Raw genomic sequence first — 18,954 nt, 5'->3', positions numbered from 1 at the left:
TGCCCAATCTTTGTGCAGACGCTTGCTTTTTGGGGACCGTTGAGCGACACTAGCGGCTCGAAATTTCGGGTTAACCCGTAGTTTCTGAAAGGTTCGTTGATGCTGAAGGCTGTAGCCACCCGGGCGCGCAAGGCAGGGTTATTGTGTGTTTTGGGTGTTGCTTTCGTGCTGTCTCCGGTCGCGGGACATGCCCGGAAATCCCCGTCCGAAAGCGGGTCCACCACCCCCATCGCACTGGCCGAGTTGCCGCCCCAAGGGCGGACAACGTATGCGCTGATCCGTGAGGGCGGGCCCTTTCCGTACGACAAGGACGGATCGGTTTTTGGCAATCGCGAGCGGCTGTTGCCCTTCCAAAAGCGGGGCTACTACCGTGAATACACCGTCAGAACACCAGGATCGCGCGACCGGGGAGCCCGGCGCATCGTGTGTGGCGGCAAGCCCCGGACACCGGACGCCTGCTACTACACCAGCGACCACTACGCCAGTTTTCGCGAGATCGTCGAGTAACCCCCTGCGGTGTGCGCCAGCCAGCCCATCCCTGAAAACGTACGCCGCGCCCCATTGAATTCCCCATTCACAGGCCGCATCCTGCAGCCTGTGAGATGCCAGAAGTTTGTGGACTTTATAAAGAAAGAGTAGCGGAGATGCAGACGCCACTTCGTAAAGACCTGGAAACGCCACTGCGTGGCGTGCGCACCAACATCGTGCAGTCCATTCGCGCCTTCCGCGTGCAGGACCTGCAGGATGCAGCCACCTCCATGGGTCACCATTTCTTGTACGCCAATCTGGCCCATGCACAGTCCAAGCAGGATGTGCTCGACCTGATTGCCGCCCAATTCACGTTCCCATCGCACTTCGGCAAGAACTTTGATGCGTTGTACGACTGCATGACAGACCCGTTGCACAAATCGGGCCCGCAGCCTGGTTTCATCGTGGTGCTGGAGCAGATTCCTGCCACAGGCAAGTTCGACAAGGAAGCGCGCGAGCAGCTGCTCGACATCTTCCGTGACGCGGCTGACTACTGGGGTGATCGCAAGATCCCCTTCCGGTGTTTCTATTCTTTTCTGTAGCCCGTTCTGCATCCACCAGCCAAGCAGAACGGGCGAACGAGGCTAGCGACACCCAGGCCGTCGAAGGCATCGAGATCAACGGCGAACCCGCTGAAAAGATGCCCACAGACAAACTTGTGGACGTATCGCCCATGGCGCTGCGCATGAGCAGCCCTTTCAACGCCGGGTATTGGCTCAGCGCCGCCTGAATTCGGTACATCCCCCTGAGCGGATACGCCGCTTCCCCCTTCTCTCGGCTTCGCCGGGAAGGGGGACGACACCCGCGCGGCGGGGCGGCCCTTGCACGGTGTCTCTCGCACGGCATCTCGCCCATGGTCAGGGGCAGAGTTGAATCAAGCGCTTGCCACCCCCGAGGCAGGCCTTGTTTCCCGCCATTGAGGCGGATGATGCGGGTGCGCTGCCCCCCGTTTTTTACTCCCATAGATCGCCAGCGCCTGTTCAATAAGCGCTGTCAGCTATCATTCAAGAGCATTTCTGTGCCAGTGCCACGTACTCGGCCACGGGCACTTCCTCGGCGCGGCGCTGGGTGTCGAATTCACCCGCAAACTGGCAGGCTTCGAGCCAGCGGCCCAGCGTGTGGCGCAGGAGCTTGCGGCGCTGGCTGAAAGCCACCTGGACCAGCTCCTCCAGCAGCGGTACCGACAACGGCGCCGGCTCGGCATATGGCACCATGCGCACGACGGCGCTGTCCACACGAGGCGGCGGGTCGAAGCTCTCGGGCGGCACGAACAGCACGTTTTCCATGGCGTAGCGCCACTGCAGCATGACCGACAGGCGCCCGTAATCGCCCGTGGCGGGGCTGGCCACCATGCGATCGATCACTTCCTTTTGCAGCATGAAGTGCTGGTCTTCGATGACCTGCACATGGTCCAGCAGATGGAAAAGGATGGGCGTGGAGATGTTGTACGGCAAGTTGCCCACCACGCGCAGCCGCAATCCTGGCTGCCCGGCCTTGTCGCGCAGCGTCTGCGCGAGCGCCGTGAAGTCCACCTTCAGCACGTCGGACTCGATCACATCGAGCTGCCCATGCAGGCGCAGGCGCAGGGCCAGGTCGCGGTCCAGTTCGATGACGGTAAGGCGCCCCAGTCGCTCCACCAAGGGCTGCGTCAGCGCGGCCAGGCCAGGCCCGATCTCGACCATGGGCTGGCCGGGCAGCGGCGCAATGGCCTGCACGATGCCGTCGATGATGCCCTGGTCGGACAGGAAATGTTGTCCGAAGCGCTTGCGGGGGATGTGTTTCAACGCGGCCATACTTGTTATGGTGTCTGAGAGTGCTGGGTGCTAGGGCCTGCACTCATTGGGGTGGCTCGCGGTACTCGACATACGCGCGCCCACGCAGCTCTTGCGCCCAGGTGGCATACGCCTCGTCGAGTTTCTTCTCGCGCACCACGTTGCGTGCCATGTCACGCTGCTCGCGCTGGGTGAGCTTGGCTTCGCGGCGCTCCAGCAGCTGGATCAGGTGCACGCCAAAACGCGAAACCAGGGGTTCGCTGATGTCGCCAGGCTTGAGGGCGTCCAGCGCCTGCTCGAACTCGGGCACATACCGGCCAGGGTTGGCCCAGCCCAGATCACCACCCTCCTTGGCGCTGCCATCCTGCGAATGCTCGCGTGCCAAGGCTGCAAAGTCGGCCTGCCCGGCCAGCACGCGGCGGCGGTAGTCGGCCAGGCGCGCGGCGGCGGCGGCCTCGGACAACTGGGGGCCCGTGCGCAGAAGGATATGGCGCGCGTGGTTTTGCACCACCGTGGTTGGCATGCCGGCCGTCACACGTTCCACTACCTTGAGCACGTGAAAGCCCGCCGGCGAGCGCACCGGGCCCACGATGGAGCCCACCGGCAGGCCCAGGGTGGAGTTCACGAACAGTTCCGGATAACGGTCGGCAGGCCGCAGGCCCAGCAAACCGCCAGCCCGCTGGCCTTCAGGCGCATCGGAGAACTCGCGGGCCACCGCCGCAAAGTCTTCGCCCGCGCGCACCTTGTCGGCCGCACGCTGTGCGCGTGCCTGCCGTTCGGCCACCTGCGCGGGGGTGGCGTTTTCTGGCACCACCACCAGCACATGGCCGAGGTTGATCTCCATGGCGGCGACGTCCGTGCCCTTTTGCTCTTCGCGCAGGAACTGATCCGCGTCCAGGTCGCTCACCTTCACGCGTGCTTCGACTTCGCGTTCGCGCAGGCGCTGCTGCAGCAGCTGGTTGCGCAGCTCTTCGCGAAAACGGTCCTTGCTCATGCCGTCGCGGGCCAGGCGCGCATACAGCTCGTCCACCGTCATGTCGTTCTGGCGGGCCACGCCCTGCTCGGCCTGCGACACGGCGTAGTCATCGACCTTGATGCCCGATTCACGCGCCTGCTGCAGCTGCACCTTTTCCAGAATGATGCGTTCGAGAACCTCGCGCGCCAGCGCATCGCGCGGTGGCATGGCACCGCCCTGCTTGGCGATCTGCGCCTCGGCACGGGCCAGGCGCGAGCGCACTTCGTAGTTGGTCACGGGCTCGGAGTTGACCACCGCCACGATGAAATCGGCCGAGCGCGGAGCGGTGCTCGCGGAAGGCGCAGGCAAAGTGATGGAGGGCACGGCCGCAGGGCGCGCGGTCAGCGACGACGGCGAGGAGGACAACCCAGTCTTGCCCGAAGACGAGACCCCCGAGGGACGCAGGCCCTGGGCCGCAGCGCCTTGCGCCACGAGGGATGCCAACGCGGCCGTCAAGGCCAGTGCGAGTACACGGTGAGTCATGGTCTAGTCGTAGTTGCTGAAGCGGCTGGGCGTGGATACCTGCTCGCGCAGGTTCTGGTAACGCGGCACATTTTGCTTGAAGGAGTCGAGCGGGCTGGAGCCGAGGCTCAGGCGGGAGAAGCCCACGAATTCGATCTGGAACAGCAGGCGCGTGTTGGAGCTGGTCACGCTGCTTTGCAGGCGCTCCAGCACCACGCGGCCGATCCAGCAGCAGCTGTCGTACTCGAAGCCCACCACGGTGTCCACCAGCTTGCGGTCCTTCATGCTGTAGTTCAGGCGGCCCACGCTGTACCAGCGCCCGCCGCCCTGGCCACGGCCGGGGCCCAGGTCCTTGCCCTTGTCGCCCCACAGGTCGTTCAGCGGCCACTGCCAGCCGATGTCGATCTGCTCGCTGGTGCCACGCTGCAAACGGTAGGCCGCGCTCACAGTGCGGTAGTTGCTGGGGCTGTAGCGCGCGCCGATGGTGGAGCGGATGGACTGCCCGGTCTTGGGGTTGTACTGCACGGTGGAGTCAAAGCCCCACTGCGGTGTCCAGTTGATGCCCGCGCCCAGGAGCAGATCCGACAGGCGCTCGCTCACCGGCGTGCCGCCTGGCAAGGTCACCTTCTGGTCCGAGAACCGCACCCGCTGCGCAATGCCGAAACGCGCGGCCTGGGCACCGGTGTCGGGGTCCAGCAGGCGGGTGGTCACGCCCAGGGTCAGCAGGTTGTTGTCGGCCAGCCGGTCGTTGCCGCCAAACGCGTTCTCGGTGTAGATGGTCGCAAAGTTGAAGTCATTGGCCGCCGTGTCGTACACCGGCAGCATGCTCTGGTCGCGGTAGGGCGTGTAGGTGTAGAACGCCCGGGGCTCCAGCGTCTGCAGGAAGGCCCGGCCGAAGTAGGCGGTGTCGCGCTCGAACACCAGGCCGCTGTCCAGGCTGAAGGTGGGCAGTGTGCGACTGGCCGAGCGCTGGCCGTTGGAGAGGGCCGAATCAAACTGGTACTGCGTGGCATGCAGCTGCAGGCGCGGGGTGATGAAGCCCCCCGGCGACAAGAAGGGGCGGCTGATCTGCGCCATGGCGTAGCTGCGGTCAGCGTTGGGCTGGCCCGTGAGCGCGCGGGCTGCTTCGAAGCGCGTGGTGTCCAGCTCGACGCTGGCATCGAATCCACCGCCCAGCTGCGATGGGTTGTAGCGCCACTGCACCTGCGGCATGCGGTCATACGGCGGCACGATGGGCGAGGTGACGTCCTGCAGCGTCTGCCATTTGAGGGTGCGCACCGTGGCCGACATGTCGTTACCACCCCACGACAAGGTGGCATCGTTGGGCAACAGGCGCTGGCGCAACTGCTCGGTGGCGCGGCTGAAATCGCGCCAGTAGTTGTCGTCACTCACCCGGTTGAGGTTGAGGTTCAGCCCCAGCCCGCCAATGGGCGTATCTAACGAGCCTTCGTGCTTGCCGCTGAAGCTCCAGCGCACCCGGTCGCGCAGGCGGTCGGTGGGCATCACATCGGCGCTGATCTGGCCTTTGTAGGTTGGCTCCAGATACCGGAACTCGCCGCCCACATTGGCACCCCGCTTGGTCATGAGCGCGGCGCGCAAGGTGGCATCGCGGTTGGGGGCGATATTCCAGTAGTACGGCTGCACGTAGGTCACGCCATCGCGGCTGTCGAGCCCAATGGTGGGCGGCAGCAGGCCGGACTTGCGCTTTTCCGACAGCGGGAAGCTGATGTACGGAATGGGCAACACCGAAACCCCCTTGAACTCCAGCACCGCATCTTCGGCCGTGCCAACCTCTTCCTCGTTGTCGATGCGGATGGTGGCGGCGCGCAGCACCCAGTCGGGCTGCCAGCTTTCTTCGTTGCCACGCTCGCAGGTGGTGTAGGTGCCGTTGTGCACCACAGCGCGGTAGCGGTCCACAAAGTCCACCCGCGTCGCATCTCCGTGCGCCTGCGTGGCCAGAAAGCGGTAGCGCGCATCGCTGAAGAAGCCCTCGAAGGCCTCCACCCGCAGCTCCAGCGCCGTGCCTTCGTAGACATTGCCTGCGCGGTTGATGCGCACCTTGCCGTTGGCCTTGGCCAGGTCCTCGGGCACGTTGTAGTCCAGCCGGTCCGCACGGATGACCGTGTCGCCCCGGCGCAGTTCGGCATTGCCTTCGATCAGTGCGTTCAGGTCCGTCTGGCCGCTGATGTGATCGCCCTTCACAAACACGGGCAATTGCGAGCGCACGGCGTCAGGAATCTTTTCCTGCAGCAGCGGGGAGGACCGCAGCGCCGGAGGCGCATCCCAGGCGCTGGGCGCGGCGGCGTCCTGGGCCAGGGCCGCCAGCGGCAGGCCACACCAGGCCAGCGCAACGCCCAAGGCCAGCACGCGGGGCACGGGGGGCCGCAGCCGTGCAGACTTCGCCGTGGCGGGCCGGGCGCGAAGGGAGGTGAGGTTCTGCACGGTGGGTGGCTGGCAGCGTGGCACGTGGGGTGTTGGGGCGGTAGCGGACAAAGGGACCGGCCCTGCCCAGCGCGCACGGCGCCAGCCACGACCGGTTTGTAAAATCGGATTATCCATGAGCCACCCCATCCCCCCATCGCCCGCTGGCCAGCCCCCCGGCGCCACCTTGGCCGCACCGGCTGCGCCCGCCGCCTCCACCCCCGTCAGCTGGCCTGATGCCGCCCGCCGTGCGGCCTTTGACGCCTGGCTGGCCCCCCTGGTGGGACCGCACCAGTTGCTGCCCGCCACCCTGCGCCCCGCGTCGGCCGATGCCAGCTTCCGCCGCTATCTGCGCATCGACACGGGCACGGGCGCCAGCCGCATCGTGATGGATGCACCGCCCGACAAGGAAAACTGCAAGCCCTTCGTGCAGGTGCAAGGCCTGATGGCCGCCGCCGGGCTGAACGTGCCGCAGATCCTGGCGTTTGATGAGCCCACCGGCTTCATGCTGCTGTCCGACCTGGGCCACCAGACCGTGATCGAGCGGCTGAACCCCGAAAAACCCCAGGACGCCTACGCGTGGTACCAGCAGGCCACCGATGTGCTGCTGCAATGGCAAAAGGCTTCGCAGCCCGGCGTGCTACCCGCCTACGACGAGCCGCTGCTGCGCCGCGAGCTGGCGCTGTTCCCCGACTGGTACCTGGCCAAACACCGCGCCATCGCCCTGGACGACAAACAGCAGGCGACCTTGGGCAGCGCCTTTGATGCCGTCGTGGCGCACAACCTGGCAGCCCCGCAGGTCTATGTGCACCGCGACTTCATGACCCGCAATCTGATGGCGCCGGTGGAAGCTGGTGCACCCCTGGGCGTGCTGGATTTCCAGGACGCGGTCTACGGCCCCATCACTTACGACATCGCCAGCCTGCTGCGCGACGCGTTCATCAGCTGGGAAGAAGAATTCGTCATCGACATTACCGTGCGTTACTGGGAGAAGGCGCGCAAGGCCGGATTGCTGGGCGCCAACAGCGCCAGCGGCTGGGGCGATGACTTTGGCGAGTTCTACCGCGCAGTGGAGTGGATGGGCCTGCAGCGGCACCTCAAGGTCGCGGGCATTTTTGCGCGGCTGACGCTGCGCGACGGCAAGCCCAAGTACCTGGCCGATGCGCCCCGGTTCATTGCGTACATCCGCGCCACGGCCAACCGCTACCGGCAGCTGGGGCCGCTGCTCAAGATGCTGGACCAGATCGAAGGCACCGAGCCCGTGGTGGGCTTTGCGTACGGCCGCATGTAGCCACAGCGCCCTGCATCCACGGCACGCCCCAAAAAATCAAGCAAAAACCGGCTCAAGCGCAGAAAAATCATGCGCTAGTAGCTATTACAAACATAGCAAATGCCCCGTTTCCATTGCCCGGCCCCCCTGGCCACCAGCGCCGAGCTGGACCTGCCCCGGGGCGCTGCACGCCATGTGCAGGTGCTGCGCCTGCAGCCCGGTGACGGCATCACGCTGTTCCACGGCGGCCAGGGCGCGGGCGACCCCGGCGGCGAGTTCGATGCCACCGTGCTCAAGATGGGCCGCAGCGATGTACGCGTGCTGGTGGGTGCGCACCACGCCGTCGAGCGCGAGGCGCCCCGCGCCGTGCACCTGCTGGCCGGCATCACCGCCAACGAGCGCATGGACTGGCTGGTCGAAAAAGCCACCGAACTGGGCGTGGCCAGCATCACCCCGCTGGTGGCCGAGCGCAGCGTGCTCAAGCTCAAGGGCGAGCGCGCCGACAAGAAGATCGCCCACTGGCAGGCCGTGGCCGTGGCCGCCTGCGAACAATGCGGCCGCAACCGTGTGCCCGTGGTGCACCCCGCCATCGATCTGGCGGGCTGGCTGCGTTCACCAGGGCAGGGGGCGTCCTCTCCGGAGAACCAGGACCGTCCCCAGCGCCTGCTGCTGTCGCTGCGACCCGGTACCGTGCCGCTGCGCGAAGCTACGGGCAGCGAGGCTAGCCAACGCCCCTTGCTGTTCCTCTCCGGCCCCGAGGGTGGCCTGAGCCCTGCGGAAGAAGACCTGGCGGTGCAACACGGCTTTGCTCCGGTCACGCTGGGCCCCCGCGTGCTGCGTGCCGAAACAGCCCCGCTGGCCGCCCTGGCAGCGCTCACGCTGTAGCGCTGCACCCGCGCCGCAGACCGGACTCGCCACGCGAGCTGCATACCCGGACAACGCACGGCGAAGGCCTAGGGCCTGTACGCCCGGCATTACCTCACCGTAAAATCGCTGACTGGCCGGTAACGCCCAATCCCACGGGTTCTGGCCACCCCGCCCGCGCTCCGCGCGGCCCTCCCTCCTGGCCGGAGCCCCCCACCTTGCGCCCACCCGTCCGCTGGCAGCGCCTCAAGGATGTGATCCTCTCCACCGACCCCCGGCGGCGCACGCTGGTGGGCATGGCCTTGCTGGCGCTCACGCTGATGGCAGGCAGCGCTGGGGTGATGCTGCTGGTGGCGCATTCCAGCACCTCCGTGGACCAGACCGCCGTGCAATGGTGGGCCGCCCTGTCGGTGGGCGGACTGGTGGTGATGACGGCCTTCATCCGCTCGGGCGAAACCGCCCGCCTGCGCGACCCCTCGCTCACCATCCCGCAAATGGTCTGGACCATCACCAGCGGTGCGGTGGCCTATGTGCTGGCGGGCGATGCGCGGGGGCTGGTGCCCAGCGTGCTGGCGATGATCCTGTTCTTCGGCACCTTCGGCCTCACGGTGGCTGAGGTGATCGGCATCGGCGTGTATGCGCTGCTGGCCTTTGCCAGCGCCATCGGCGTCAGCTCCCGCTTCAATGCCAATGCCTCGGGCTACCTGGACACCGCCTATGCGCTGATGGTGCTCATCGTCCTCAGCGGCTGCATTGCGCTGAACCTGCGCATCCAGCGCATCCGCGCCAAGCTGCAGCAGCAGCGCGAGGCACTGGCCCAGGCGCTCGAAGTCAACCGCGAACTGGCCACCCGCGACGAGCTGACGGGCCTCATCAACCGCCGCGCCATGCTCGACCTGATGGCGCTGGAGCACCGCCGCAGCCTGCGCAGTGGCCGCCCGCTGCTGCTCGCGCAGCTGGACATCGACCACTTCAAGCCCATCAACGACCAGCACGGCCACGCCACCGGCGACCGCGCGCTGCAGGCCTTTGCGGGCACGGTGCGCGCCAGCGTGCGCGACACCGACGTGCTGGCCCGCTGGGGTGGCGAAGAGTTTGTGCTGATGCTCACCGACACCTCGGCAGACCATGCGCGCGAGCTGCTCGAACGCATTCGCCAGGCCGTGCAGGCGCTGGAGATTGCCCACAGCGCAGGCTCGCTGCAGCTCACCGTGTCCATCGGCCTGGCCCAGCACCTGCCGGGCGACACCGTGGAGCACACGCTGGAACGCGCCGACCAGGCGCTGTACCACGCCAAGGCCCTGGGCCGCAACCGCGTGGTGGTGGCGCCGGCCACCCACCGCCCTGTGGCCTCTGGGACTAGCGCACGGGCTTGATCGCGCCGCAGTCAGCGGCCAGCCACTTGCCGTTCTGCACCATGTCGATCTGCTCGGGCTTGCCGTTGGACGTGGTCTTGACCTTGAAATTGCCCGTGTAGGCTGTGGGCCCCTGGAAGGTCATCGTGCCCTCGCCCGTGGTGGGCGGCTGGCCTTGGGTGCCCTTGCAGCTGAACGTCATGGCCACGGCATTGGGGCCCGTGCGTTGCACGTTCTGCGTGCAGCCTTCCTGCGCCGGAATGCGGTCCAGGTCGGCCTGCTCGGGGCTGATGCAGACCTTCACGGTATTGCCGCTGGGGCCCATGCTCACACCCTGCTGGGCCATGGCCTGTTCCATCTGCTTGCGCTGCGCAGGCGTCAGGCTGGCCATGGACTTCTGCATCTGCGCCATCGCGGCCTCCAGCTGGCCGCTCTGACTTTTCATGGTCACGCTGTTCTCCCACAGGCCGGGCCGCAGCTTCTGCGTCTGGGCATGGGCCGTGGCCCAGAGCCCGGGGCCAAGCACGGTGGCGGAGAGGACAACGGCGAGAGCGCGGGGGATGGGGGTGTGCATGGTGGTGGGGCCTCGGTGCCAGCGGCGGAGCCGACAGTATCGACACACCGGCCTTTGCTGCCAAGTACCAACCACCAAGTGCACGGTGGAAGGTGGGAAGCAGCGGCTGCGGCCCGCGCGCAGCGGCACACGGTCTCCGTGGGTCTCCATCCTCAGGCGCTCAGGTGCGGCGGCGCGCGTAGCTGCTCGGGGGTGGTGAAGTAGGCTGCCGATGCCCCCAGGCCCGCGCGCGCCTGCGCCAGCTCGTGCCGCGCCACGGTGCGCAGGTGCACCTCGTCGGGCCCGTCCATCAGCCGCAGCGCGCGGCCCCAGGTCCAGAAGGCGGCCAACGGCGTGTCGGGCGACAGGCCCATGGCGCCAAAGATCTGCATGGCGCGGTCCACCACCCGCTGCTGCAGGCGCGCGGCCACCACCTTGATGGCGGCGACCTGGGCACGCACGGCGCGCGCGTCTGCCGCAGCGCCCTGGTCCAGCAACCAGGCGGCGTGCAGCACCAGCAGGCGCGCCTGGTCGATCTCGATGCGCGACTCGGCCAGCCATTCCTGCACATTGGCCTGCTCGGCCAGCGGCTTGCCAAAGGCGGTGCGCTCCAGCGCGCGCTCGGTGGCCAGGGAGAGGGCCAGCTCGCACTGGCCGATGGTGCGCATGCAGTGGTGCACACGGCCCGGCCCCAGGCGCGCCTGCGCCATCGCAAACCCCGCACCCCAGTCGCCCAGCAGGTAGTCCGCAGGCACACGCACACCCTGCAGCAGGATCTCGCAATGCCCCTCCGGGGCGTGGTGGTGCAGCACGGAGATGTTGCGCACGATCTGCACACCTGGTGTGTTCACCGGCACCAGCACCATGCTGTGGCGATGGTGGCCGTCTTCACTGTCGGCATCTGCGTTGCGGCACAGCACGATGAGCAACTGGCACTGCGGGTGCGCCGCGCCGGTGATGAACCACTTACGGCCGCTGAGCACCAGGTCATCGCCCTCGCGCCGCACCGTGGTTTGCAGGTTGGTAGGGTCGGACGAGGCCACATCGGGCTCGCTCATCGCAAAGGCCGATCGCATCTGGCCGTTCAGCAACGGCACCAGCCAGCGGGTGCGCTGGGCGGGCGTGGCAAAGCGGTGCAGCAGCTCAATGTTGCCGGTGTCTGGCGCATGGCAGTTGAACACCTCGGCCGCCCAGGGCAGGCGGCCCATGGCCTCGGCCAGCGGCGCGTAGTCCAGGTTGGACAGGCGCGTGCCAGGCTCATCATCCCGCAGCGTGGGCAGGAACAGGTTCCACAAACCCTCCTCACGCGCCAGCGCCTTGAGGTCTTCGACAAACGGCGGCGGGTAGTCGCCCGCCGCCACGGACGCGTGCCAAGCGGCGTTGTAGGGCAGCAGATAGCGGTCCATGAAAGCCAGCAGGCGATCACGCAGTGCAAGGGCCAAGGGGGAGAGTGCGAAGTCCATGCGGCCATTGTGAAAACCGCGCCAGCACACGTCACAACGCAGGCGACAACGGGCTTGACGCACATCACGGCCTGCCCGGGAGCTTTCGGTGACGGTATCCCATCTGCTACGCTATTGATAGCTAGTCAGGCATATTGCACTAGCGCTACCAACCCGTTTTACTTGAAATGTGGCCTGACACCCATCACCACGCAGGTACCATGGCTCCATGAGTACCCACTACGAAACCCTGCAGCACGCCGACACCTACCGCGAGGCGTTTGCGGTCGAGCCCCCTGCGGCGCTGGGTGAACGCCACCTGTGGCCCCGCAAGCCGGGCTTTTTCATCGTGAATGCAGCAACGGCCACCGCCCTGGCCCAAGGGCCGGCCAGCACGGCCGGCGCGGTTGAAGAAGCTGCCCCCACGACGGCTTCAAACACCCCGAGCGACGCCGCTTCCACCCGGGTGCTGGTGCCCGCGCAATGGGGCCTGGTGCCTCACTGGGTCAAGTCGGCATCCGACGCCAAGCTGCGCGCGCCCAAGCTGGTGAACGCCAAGTCCGATCTGGCCTCCACCGGCACCGCGTTTCGCGATGCCTGGCTGAACGGCCAGCGCTGCATCGTGCCGATGGTGGCGTTTTATGAAGACGACCTGCGCAGCGGCAAGGCCGTGCCCACCCGCGTTGCGCGCGTGGACGGCAAGCCGATGGGCGTGGCGGGCCTGTGGGCGCGCTGGCAGGGCGCAGGGGCCGAGTCGGGCGAGGTCATCATCAGCTACTGCCTGCTCACGGTGAACGCCAACAACCATGCCCTGCTGCACCGCTACGGCCAGCCCGGCAGCGAAAAGAGCATGCCCGCCATCCTGAACGAAGGCGCCTACGACGCCTGGCTCACGGCCCGGCCCGACAAGGCCAAGGAGTTCATGCGCCAGTACGCGGCAGAAAAACTCACCGCCAATCCCGTGGAGAAAAAGGCCGACAAGGTGCCCAAGGGCTGGCTGGGTTGAAGCCCGCACCGCCGGAGCGGCGCGGGGGGGTGCCTAGGATGGCCGCTTCATCTGGCACGACGTGGGCTGGGCGCTGATGTAGTTGTCCCACGCCACTTCAGAGCGGAAACCGTAGCCGGTCTTTTCGGCGTCGTACTTCACGCCCTTGCTGCCCTGCTTGGCCCAGATGCCGAGGTACAGCGGCGCTTCGAGCTGGTGGTCGGTCTTGCGCATGCGCACCTCGCCCATGGGGCTCTTGTAGGTCATGTTTTCCAGCGCGAAGGCGACCTTCTTGGCATCGGTGGACTGGGCCTTGCGCATGGCCTCGCGCAGCATGTGCACACTGTTCCAGTGGGCCGCAAACACAAAGTCGTCGCCCGTCTTCTTCTTGTAGTCCACGTAGATCTTTTCCAGCTCGGGGGTGGGCGCGTTGTGCACCCAGTTCCAGATCACCCCGACCTTGCCTTCGCCCCACGGCCCGATCTGCGCGGGCGTGCCGGGGTTGTTGGCGTTGAGCGTGAAGTAGTTGATGTTCAGGCCGTAGTCGCGCGAGGACTTGAACAGCAGCGTGAGGTCGCTGCCCCAGTTGGAGGTGATGACGGTGTCGGCCTTGGTCGCGGCAATCTTGGCCACGTACGAGGCGAAGTCGCGCGTCTGCGCGATGGGGATGAAGTCGTCGCCCACGATCTCGATGTCAGGCCGCTTGCGGGCCAGGTATTCCTTGGCGGCCTTGGAGACCTGGCGGCCGTGGGTGTAGTCCTGGTTGAGCAGGTACACGCGCTTCACGTCCTTGCGGCCCTGCAGGTAGGTGGTCAGCGCCTCCATCTTCATCTCGCTCGACGGATAGAAGCGGAAGTGCCAGAAGCTGCAGCGGTCGTTGGTGAGCTGCGGGTCCATGGCGGCGTAGTTCAGGTACACGGTGGCGCGCTCGGGGTCGCGCTCGGCGAGCTTGTTGAGTGCATCCACCAGCGCCAGCGCCACGCCCGAGCCGCCGCCCTGGGTGATGTAGCGCACGCCCCGGTCGGTGGCGGCCTTGAGCGCGTTCAGGCTCTCCTGCGGCGTGCCCTTGTTGTCAAAGTCCATCACCTCGAACTTGGGCTCGTTGGGCCCGGCCTTGGCGTTGACCTGGGCCACCACCTCGCGCAGCTGGTTCAGCGAGCTTTGGCCAGTGAGCGCAAACGGGCCGGACAGCAGGTCGATGAAGCCGATCTTTACCGTCTCGGCCGCCCCGGCGTGCGCGGACATCACCAGCGCCGCGGCGCATGCGCCGACCTTCAACCAATGGCGGGGCCATTTCCTGGGAACCATGTTCATGTGTGTCTCCGTGGGGTGGGTAAGTGGGAACGAAAGGAAAGCCAAAACCGAAAACCGTCAGCGCGTGATGGCGTCACTCGCCGCCGAACACCGCGCCATGGCGCTGCCGCAGCTCGTTCTTCTGGACCTTCCCGGTGCCGCCCAGGGGCAGGCTGTCAACAAACAGCACGTCGTCGGGCAGCCACCACTTGGCAACCCGCTGTGCGAGGAAGTCCAGGATCTGCGCCTTGTCCAGCTCCTGCCCGGGCTTGCGCACGATGAACAGCAGCGGGCGTTCGTCCCACTTGGGGTGCTTGACGCCGATGACCGCCGCCATGGCCACCGCCGGGTGCGCCACGGCAGCGTTCTCCAGGTCGATGGAGCTGATCCACTCGCCGCCCGACTTGATCACGTCCTTGGTGCGGTCGCGGATCTGCACCACGCCCTGCGGGTTGATGGTGGCGATGTCGCCCGTGGGGAACCAGCCATCGACCAGCGCCGAGCGCTCGGCCTTGTGGTACCGGTCCACGATCCACTGACCGCGCACCATCAGCTCGCCCTGCGCCACGCCGTCGCGCGGCAGGGTGGCGCCGTTCTCGTCCACCAGTTTGAGCTCGATGCCGAACACCGACTTGCCCTGCTTGGCCACCAGCGCGTGGCGGTCTTCGGGCGGCAGTTCGGCATCGGATGCGCCCAGCACGCTCATGGTGGCAATGGCCGTGGTCTCGGTCATGCCCCAGCCATGGCGCACCTCCACGTCGTACACGTCGTTGAACTTGGCGATCAGCGCCTTGGGCATGGCCGAGCCGCCCACACCGGTGCGCCGCATGGTGCTAAAGCGCAGCCCGTGCTGCTCCACATGCTGGATCAGGCCCATCCAGATCGTGGGCACACCCGCGCTCACGGTGACGCGCTCGGTCTCCATCAGCTCGTACAGGCTGGCCGCATCCAGGCGCGGGCCGGGCAGCACCAACTTGGCGCCACCGATCAGCGCCGCATAGGGCAGGCACCAGGCGTTGATGTGGAACATGGGCACCACGGGCAGGATGGTCTCCCGCGCGCTGATGCTGAGCACACCCGGCATGCAGGCCGACAGGGCGCTGAGCACGAGCGCACGGTGCGAATACAGCACGCCCTTGGGGTTGCCGGTGGTGCCCGACGTGTAGCACAGCGCCGCGCCAGCCTTCTCCTCGCACAGGGGCCAGATGAAGCGGTCGTTCTGGCGGTCCACCAGCGTCTCGTATGCCTCGACCCCGCTGACCCCTTGCAGGTCGATGGAGCCCAGCGTGTCGGCATCACACAGTGCCACCCAGTGCCGCACGCGGGGGCACGACGCCGCAATGGCACGCACCAGTGGTGCAAAGGTGGTGTCAAACAGCACCACCTCGTCGTCGGCGTGGTTGACGATGTAGGCCAGCTGCTCGGGGTGCAGGCGCGGGTTGCAGGTGTGCATGACCATGCCGCTGCCCGACACGGCGTAGTACGCCTCCAGGTGGCGGTGGTTGTTCCAGGCCAGCGACCCCACCACGCTGCCGGGGCGCAGGCCCAGTGCCTGCAGCGCGTTGGCCAGCTGCCGGGCGCGCTGGGCCATGTCGGCAAAGCGGTAACGGTGCAGGCGGCCATCGGTGTCGCGCGAAACGATCTGCTGATCGCCGTACTGGTTCTCGCCATGCTCAAGAATGGCCGAAACCAGTAAAGGCCGGTCCATCATGCTGCCGGGCTGGTGCTGCTGCATTGCCGTTGTCTCCTAGGGATGTGCGCCTTGCTGCATCGCGGCATCCACAGGGTGCCGGTGCAGAGCCTTCTATGTGAGGCTTGCGCATAGTCGCAAACAACGCGGGGCGGGCTTGTCGTCTGCGCGACTGAGGGTGCGCAGCACCACCTTGGTGCGCCGTGGCGCGCGGGGCCCTTAAAGGCCCAGCGCAGCGAAAAGCCCGTCCATGCGCGCCTGCACGGCGGCGTCCATGGTCATGGGCCGGCCCCACTCCCGCTGCGTCTCCCCCGGCCACTTGTTCGTGGCGTCCATCCCCATCTTGCTGCCCAGGCCGCTGACGGGCGAGGCGAAGTCCAGGTAGTCGATGGGCGTGTGCTCCACCAGCAACGTGTCGCGCGCCGGGTCCATGCGGGTGGTGATGGCCCAGATCACGTCCTTCCAGTCGCGCACGTCCACGTCGGCATCCACCACCACGATGAACTTGGTGTACATGAACTGGCGCAGGTGGCTCCACACGCCCATCATCACGCGCCGTGCGTGGCCTGCGTAGGCCTTGCGGATGCTGACAACCGCTAGCCGATAGCTGCAGCCTTCGGGCGGCAGGTAGAAGTCCACGATCTCGGGGAACTGCTTTTGCAAGAGCGGGATGAACAGCTCGTTCATCGCCAGGCCCAGCACAGCGGGCTCGTCGGGCGGTTTGCCCGTGTAGGTGCTGTGGTAGATCGCGTCCTTGCGCAGAGTGATGCGGTCCACCGTGAGGACGGGGAACTCGGCGCATTCGTTGTAGTAGCCGGTGTGGTCGCCGTAAGGGCCTTCCAGCGCGTGCTGCCAGCCGCTCGGGTGGCTCGCGTCGGGCTGGATGTGGCCTTCGAGCACGATCTCGGCCGTGGCGGGCACTTGCAGGGGCACGCCCAGGGCGACGGTGACCTCGGTGCGCGCGCCGCGCAGCAGGCCGGCGAACTGGTATTCGCTCAACGCATCGGGCACGGGCGTGACGGCGCCCAGCAGTGTGGCCGGGTCGGCGCCCAGCGCTACGGCCACGGGGTAGGGCTGGCCGGGGTGGGCGGCGCAGTGGTCGGCAAAATCCAGCGCCCCGCCCCGGTGGGCCAGCCAGCGCACGATGACCTGGTTGCGCGAGAGCACCTGCTGGCGGTAGATGCCCAGGTTCTGCCGCGCCTTGCGCGGGCCGCGCGTGATGGTGAGGCCCCAGGTGATGAGTGGGGCCACGTCGCCGGGCCAGCAGTGCTGCACAGGCAGGCGTGCCAGGTCAACGTCGGGGCCTTCCCACACTTCCTGCTGGCAGGGTGCGCCGCGCGCCACGGTGTGCGGCGCCATGTTCCACAGGGTCTTGAGCAGCTGGCCCATGCCCAGCATGTCTTTGAAGCCTTTCGGCGCCTCGGGCTCCTTGAGGGTGGCCAGCAGTTCGCCCAGAGCGCGCACGCCGTGCAGGTCGGCCACGCCCATGGCGCGGGCCACTCGGTCTGTGGTGCCAAACAGGTTGGTGAGCACCGGCATGCGGTGGCCCGTGGGCTGGGTGAAGAGCAGCGCCGGGCCGCCTGCGCGCAGCACGCGGTCGCTGAGCGCAGTCATCTCCAGGTGGGGCGACACGGGCTCCGCCACGCGGCGCAGGTCGCCCGTGGCTTCGAGCTGGGCCATGAAGTCGCGCAGGTCGCTGTAGGCCATATCGGGTCCAGAATTTGAATGAAATTGGCCTCTGGCGCTTATCCAATAAGCGCGAGCAGCTATGAATCAAGGAGCATCCAACTCCAGTCCCTGCCAGCGCGGCGCCAGGTCGTGCGGCATGTCGATGAGGTCGAGCGCGCGCGCCACGCTGTAGTCCACCACTTCGCCCACAGTCTGCGGGCGCAGATAGAAGGCGGGCAGCGGCGGGCAGATGATGCCGCCCATCTCGGTCACGGCCACCATGTTGCGCAGGTGCGTGAGGTGCAGGGGCGACTCGCGCACCATCAGCAACAGGCGGCGGCGCTCCTTGAGGGCGACGTCGGCCGCGCGCGTGAGCAGGTTGTCAGCCAGCCCATGCGCTATGGCGGCCAGCGTGCGCATGGAGCAGGGCGCGACCACCATGGCATGGCACTGGAACGAGCCGCTGGCGATGGCCGCGCCCACGTTGGCCACGTCGTGCACGCGGTGGGCCAGGGCCTCGACGGCAGGGCGGTCCATGTCCAGCTCATGCTGCAGGTTGCGCCAGCCGGCGTCGGAGACGACCAGGTGGGTCTCGATGCCGCTTTGGCCTTGCAGCACCTGCAGCAGGCGCGCGCCGTACACGGCGCCGCTGGCGCCCGAGATCGCGACGATGATGCGGCGGGTGTGGGCAGCATCAGCCATGCGAGGGCTCCACCACAGAAGGGCGCCGCAGGGGCTGGGCCCGCTGGTCGGCCTCCACCTGCTCCAACACCAGCGTGGCCTGCACGGGGTCAAAGTCTTCGTGCGCGCGTTTTTTCACGCCGTATTGCTGCAGCTGGTAATGCCGGTCGGCTGCGATGCCGTGGCGCGCGAGCGTGCTTTTGACGCAGACCAGCGGGCAGCCGTCGAGCGCGATGATGGGCCGGCCCGAGCGCACGGTCTTCATCAGGTGCGGCACATCGCCGCCCACACCGGCGATGCACGACATCTCGGCCACGCCGCGCCGGTCGAGCTGCAGTGCCACGTGGTTGGCCAGCTGCGCGGCGCTGGAGCAGCCGGAGCAGGAATAGACCAAGGGGTGGTTCTGGGGATGGGTGTCGGTGGTCATGCTCACCCTCCGTTGCGTGGTGTCGGGTCCAGGCGGCGGCGCAGGTGGCCCAGCACCTGGCGCGGCGCCAGCTTGTGGACCCACTGGCGCGGGTCCAGCACGGGCAGCTCGATGGCATCGAGCGCGTTCTTCACCACCAGGCCCAGCTCGGTGTCGCCCTCCATCGACAGGCGGCGGCTGAAGAACAGCGTGTCGGGGTCCTGCTGGCGCTGGGCGAGCAGCAAAAAGTCATGGACCGTGGCGCTCAGCGTGACATCGGCCACCTGCGGCGGCACCAGCGGAGCATGGGGGGCGAAGCGCTGGCCCGTCCAGGCAAAGTCAAAGGCCACGCGCGCATCGCGCACCTGCACCCGCATCTTCTTGTGCAACAGCACCTGGCCCACGTCCGCAGGCAGGTGCCGCGCCAGCGCCAGGTTGAGCGCGGTTACCAGCAGCTGCGAGCCAGGGTAGGCGGGCAGGCGCGCCAGCACAGCGCCCACGGGCGCAGGAACGACCAGGGGGAAAGGAAGGGGAGAAGCCGCCATGAGA

General features: G+C 67.2%; 18 protein-coding genes. 7 read left to right on the top strand and 11 right to left on the bottom strand.

Translation table 11 applies throughout. The annotated features are described in order from the left end of the window. Positions 1-99: 99 nt before the first annotated feature. From DNK89_RS14720 to DNK89_RS24510, 3 genes are all read left to right on the top strand, one after another. Positions 100-507, top strand: coding sequence for a ribonuclease domain-containing protein (locus tag DNK89_RS14720; protein ID WP_110960701.1), 408 nt, complete (start codon positions 100-102; stop codon positions 505-507). A 137-nt stretch (positions 508-644) separates the two neighbouring features. Continuing rightward, entirely contained in the window at positions 645-1,070 is a 426-nt protein-coding gene (locus tag DNK89_RS14715; protein WP_015016366.1) for a barstar family protein, read from the top strand. Continuing rightward, on the top strand, positions 1,049-1,258 hold the full coding sequence (locus DNK89_RS24510) for a hypothetical protein (protein ID WP_015016367.1): 210 nt from the start codon (positions 1,049-1,051) through the stop codon (positions 1,256-1,258). Before DNK89_RS14715 ends, DNK89_RS24510 begins: the two co-directional genes overlap by 22 nt. A gap of 274 nt (positions 1,259-1,532) precedes the next feature. Here the strand turns inward: DNK89_RS24510 and rsmA are convergent, their stop codons facing one another. Genes rsmA through DNK89_RS14700 form a run of 3 tightly spaced genes read right to left on the bottom strand, consistent with a single transcriptional unit; the run spans position 1,533 to position 6,219 of the window. Further along, positions 1,533-2,312 (bottom strand): 16S rRNA (adenine(1518)-N(6)/adenine(1519)-N(6))-dimethyltransferase RsmA, encoded by a 780-nt coding sequence (gene rsmA, locus DNK89_RS14710; protein WP_110960941.1) that lies wholly within the window; start codon positions 2,310-2,312, stop codon positions 1,533-1,535. Positions 2,313-2,364: 52 nt separating this feature from the next. Further along, complete coding sequence (locus DNK89_RS14705) at positions 2,365-3,798, bottom strand: peptidylprolyl isomerase (protein WP_110960700.1); 1,434 nt, start codon at positions 3,796-3,798, stop codon at positions 2,365-2,367. A gap of 3 nt (positions 3,799-3,801) precedes the next feature. Beyond that, the gene (locus tag DNK89_RS14700) at positions 3,802-6,219 is read right to left on the bottom strand and encodes an LPS-assembly protein LptD (protein ID WP_370220922.1); all 2,418 of its coding nucleotides are present in this window, start codon (positions 6,217-6,219) and stop codon (positions 3,802-3,804) included. A 115-nt stretch (positions 6,220-6,334) separates the two neighbouring features. Between DNK89_RS14700 and DNK89_RS14695 the strand changes: the two genes are divergently transcribed. From DNK89_RS14695 to DNK89_RS14685, 3 genes are all read left to right on the top strand, one after another. Further along, positions 6,335-7,489, top strand: a complete 1,155-nt coding sequence (locus tag DNK89_RS14695; protein WP_203422284.1) for an aminoglycoside phosphotransferase family protein — start codon at positions 6,335-6,337, stop codon at positions 7,487-7,489. A gap of 99 nt (positions 7,490-7,588) precedes the next feature. Then, positions 7,589-8,353, top strand: a complete 765-nt coding sequence (locus DNK89_RS14690; RefSeq protein WP_110960699.1) for a 16S rRNA (uracil(1498)-N(3))-methyltransferase — start codon at positions 7,589-7,591, stop codon at positions 8,351-8,353. A 197-nt stretch (positions 8,354-8,550) separates the two neighbouring features. After that, positions 8,551-9,708: a diguanylate cyclase gene (locus DNK89_RS14685; protein WP_110960698.1), complete on the top strand. Its 1,158-nt coding sequence runs from the start codon at positions 8,551-8,553 to the stop codon at positions 9,706-9,708. Here the strand turns inward: DNK89_RS14685 and DNK89_RS14680 are convergent. Together DNK89_RS14680 and DNK89_RS14675 are read right to left on the bottom strand one after the other, a co-directional pair. Then, on the bottom strand, positions 9,692-10,261 hold the full coding sequence (locus tag DNK89_RS14680) for a DUF3617 domain-containing protein (RefSeq protein ID WP_161958942.1): 570 nt from the start codon (positions 10,259-10,261) through the stop codon (positions 9,692-9,694). The genes DNK89_RS14685 and DNK89_RS14680 overlap by 17 nt on opposite strands. A gap of 152 nt (positions 10,262-10,413) precedes the next feature. Further along, a complete protein-coding gene (locus tag DNK89_RS14675; protein ID WP_110960696.1) occupies positions 10,414-11,703 on the bottom strand; it encodes an acyl-CoA dehydrogenase family protein in 1,290 nt (429 codons plus the stop codon). A 208-nt stretch (positions 11,704-11,911) separates the two neighbouring features. On the opposite strand from DNK89_RS14675, the gene DNK89_RS14670 reads away from it, so the two are divergent. Further along, positions 11,912-12,688: an SOS response-associated peptidase gene (locus tag DNK89_RS14670; RefSeq protein ID WP_110960695.1), complete on the top strand. Its 777-nt coding sequence runs from the start codon at positions 11,912-11,914 to the stop codon at positions 12,686-12,688. A gap of 33 nt (positions 12,689-12,721) precedes the next feature. Here DNK89_RS14670 and DNK89_RS14665 read toward each other — a convergent pair whose 3' ends face one another. The 6 genes from DNK89_RS14665 to DNK89_RS14640 form a co-directional block, all read right to left on the bottom strand. Then, positions 12,722-13,981 carry a branched-chain amino acid ABC transporter substrate-binding protein gene (locus tag DNK89_RS14665; RefSeq protein ID WP_082753527.1) on the bottom strand — a complete coding sequence of 420 codons (1,260 nt, stop codon included), beginning with the start codon at positions 13,979-13,981 and terminating at the stop codon, positions 12,722-12,724. 73 nt (positions 13,982-14,054) lie between these two features. Further along, complete coding sequence (locus tag DNK89_RS14660) at positions 14,055-15,695, bottom strand: long-chain-fatty-acid--CoA ligase (RefSeq protein WP_110960694.1); 1,641 nt, start codon at positions 15,693-15,695, stop codon at positions 14,055-14,057. Positions 15,696-15,869: 174 nt separating this feature from the next. Beyond that, positions 15,870-17,357 carry a 4-hydroxy-3-polyprenylbenzoate decarboxylase gene (ubiD, locus tag DNK89_RS14655; protein ID WP_110960693.1) on the bottom strand — a complete coding sequence of 496 codons (1,488 nt, stop codon included), beginning with the start codon at positions 17,355-17,357 and terminating at the stop codon, positions 15,870-15,872. A gap of 66 nt (positions 17,358-17,423) precedes the next feature. After that, complete coding sequence (locus DNK89_RS14650; protein ID WP_110960692.1) at positions 17,424-18,020, bottom strand: UbiX family flavin prenyltransferase; 597 nt, start codon at positions 18,018-18,020, stop codon at positions 17,424-17,426. Beyond that, positions 18,013-18,426, bottom strand: a complete 414-nt coding sequence (locus tag DNK89_RS14645) for a putative zinc-binding protein (RefSeq protein ID WP_110960691.1) — start codon at positions 18,424-18,426, stop codon at positions 18,013-18,015. The genes DNK89_RS14650 and DNK89_RS14645 overlap by 8 nt, the downstream gene beginning before the upstream one ends. Positions 18,427-18,428: 2 nt before the next feature. Continuing rightward, positions 18,429-18,950, bottom strand: a complete 522-nt coding sequence (locus DNK89_RS14640) for an SCP2 domain-containing protein (RefSeq protein ID WP_110960690.1) — start codon at positions 18,948-18,950, stop codon at positions 18,429-18,431. Between the last annotated feature and the right edge of the window lie 4 nt (positions 18,951-18,954).

Source organism: Acidovorax sp. ST3 (assembly GCF_003231145.1).
Taxonomy (GTDB): Bacteria; Pseudomonadota; Gammaproteobacteria; order Burkholderiales; family Burkholderiaceae_C; genus Acidovorax.
This window is presented reverse-complemented; position numbering and strand designations above follow the sequence as displayed.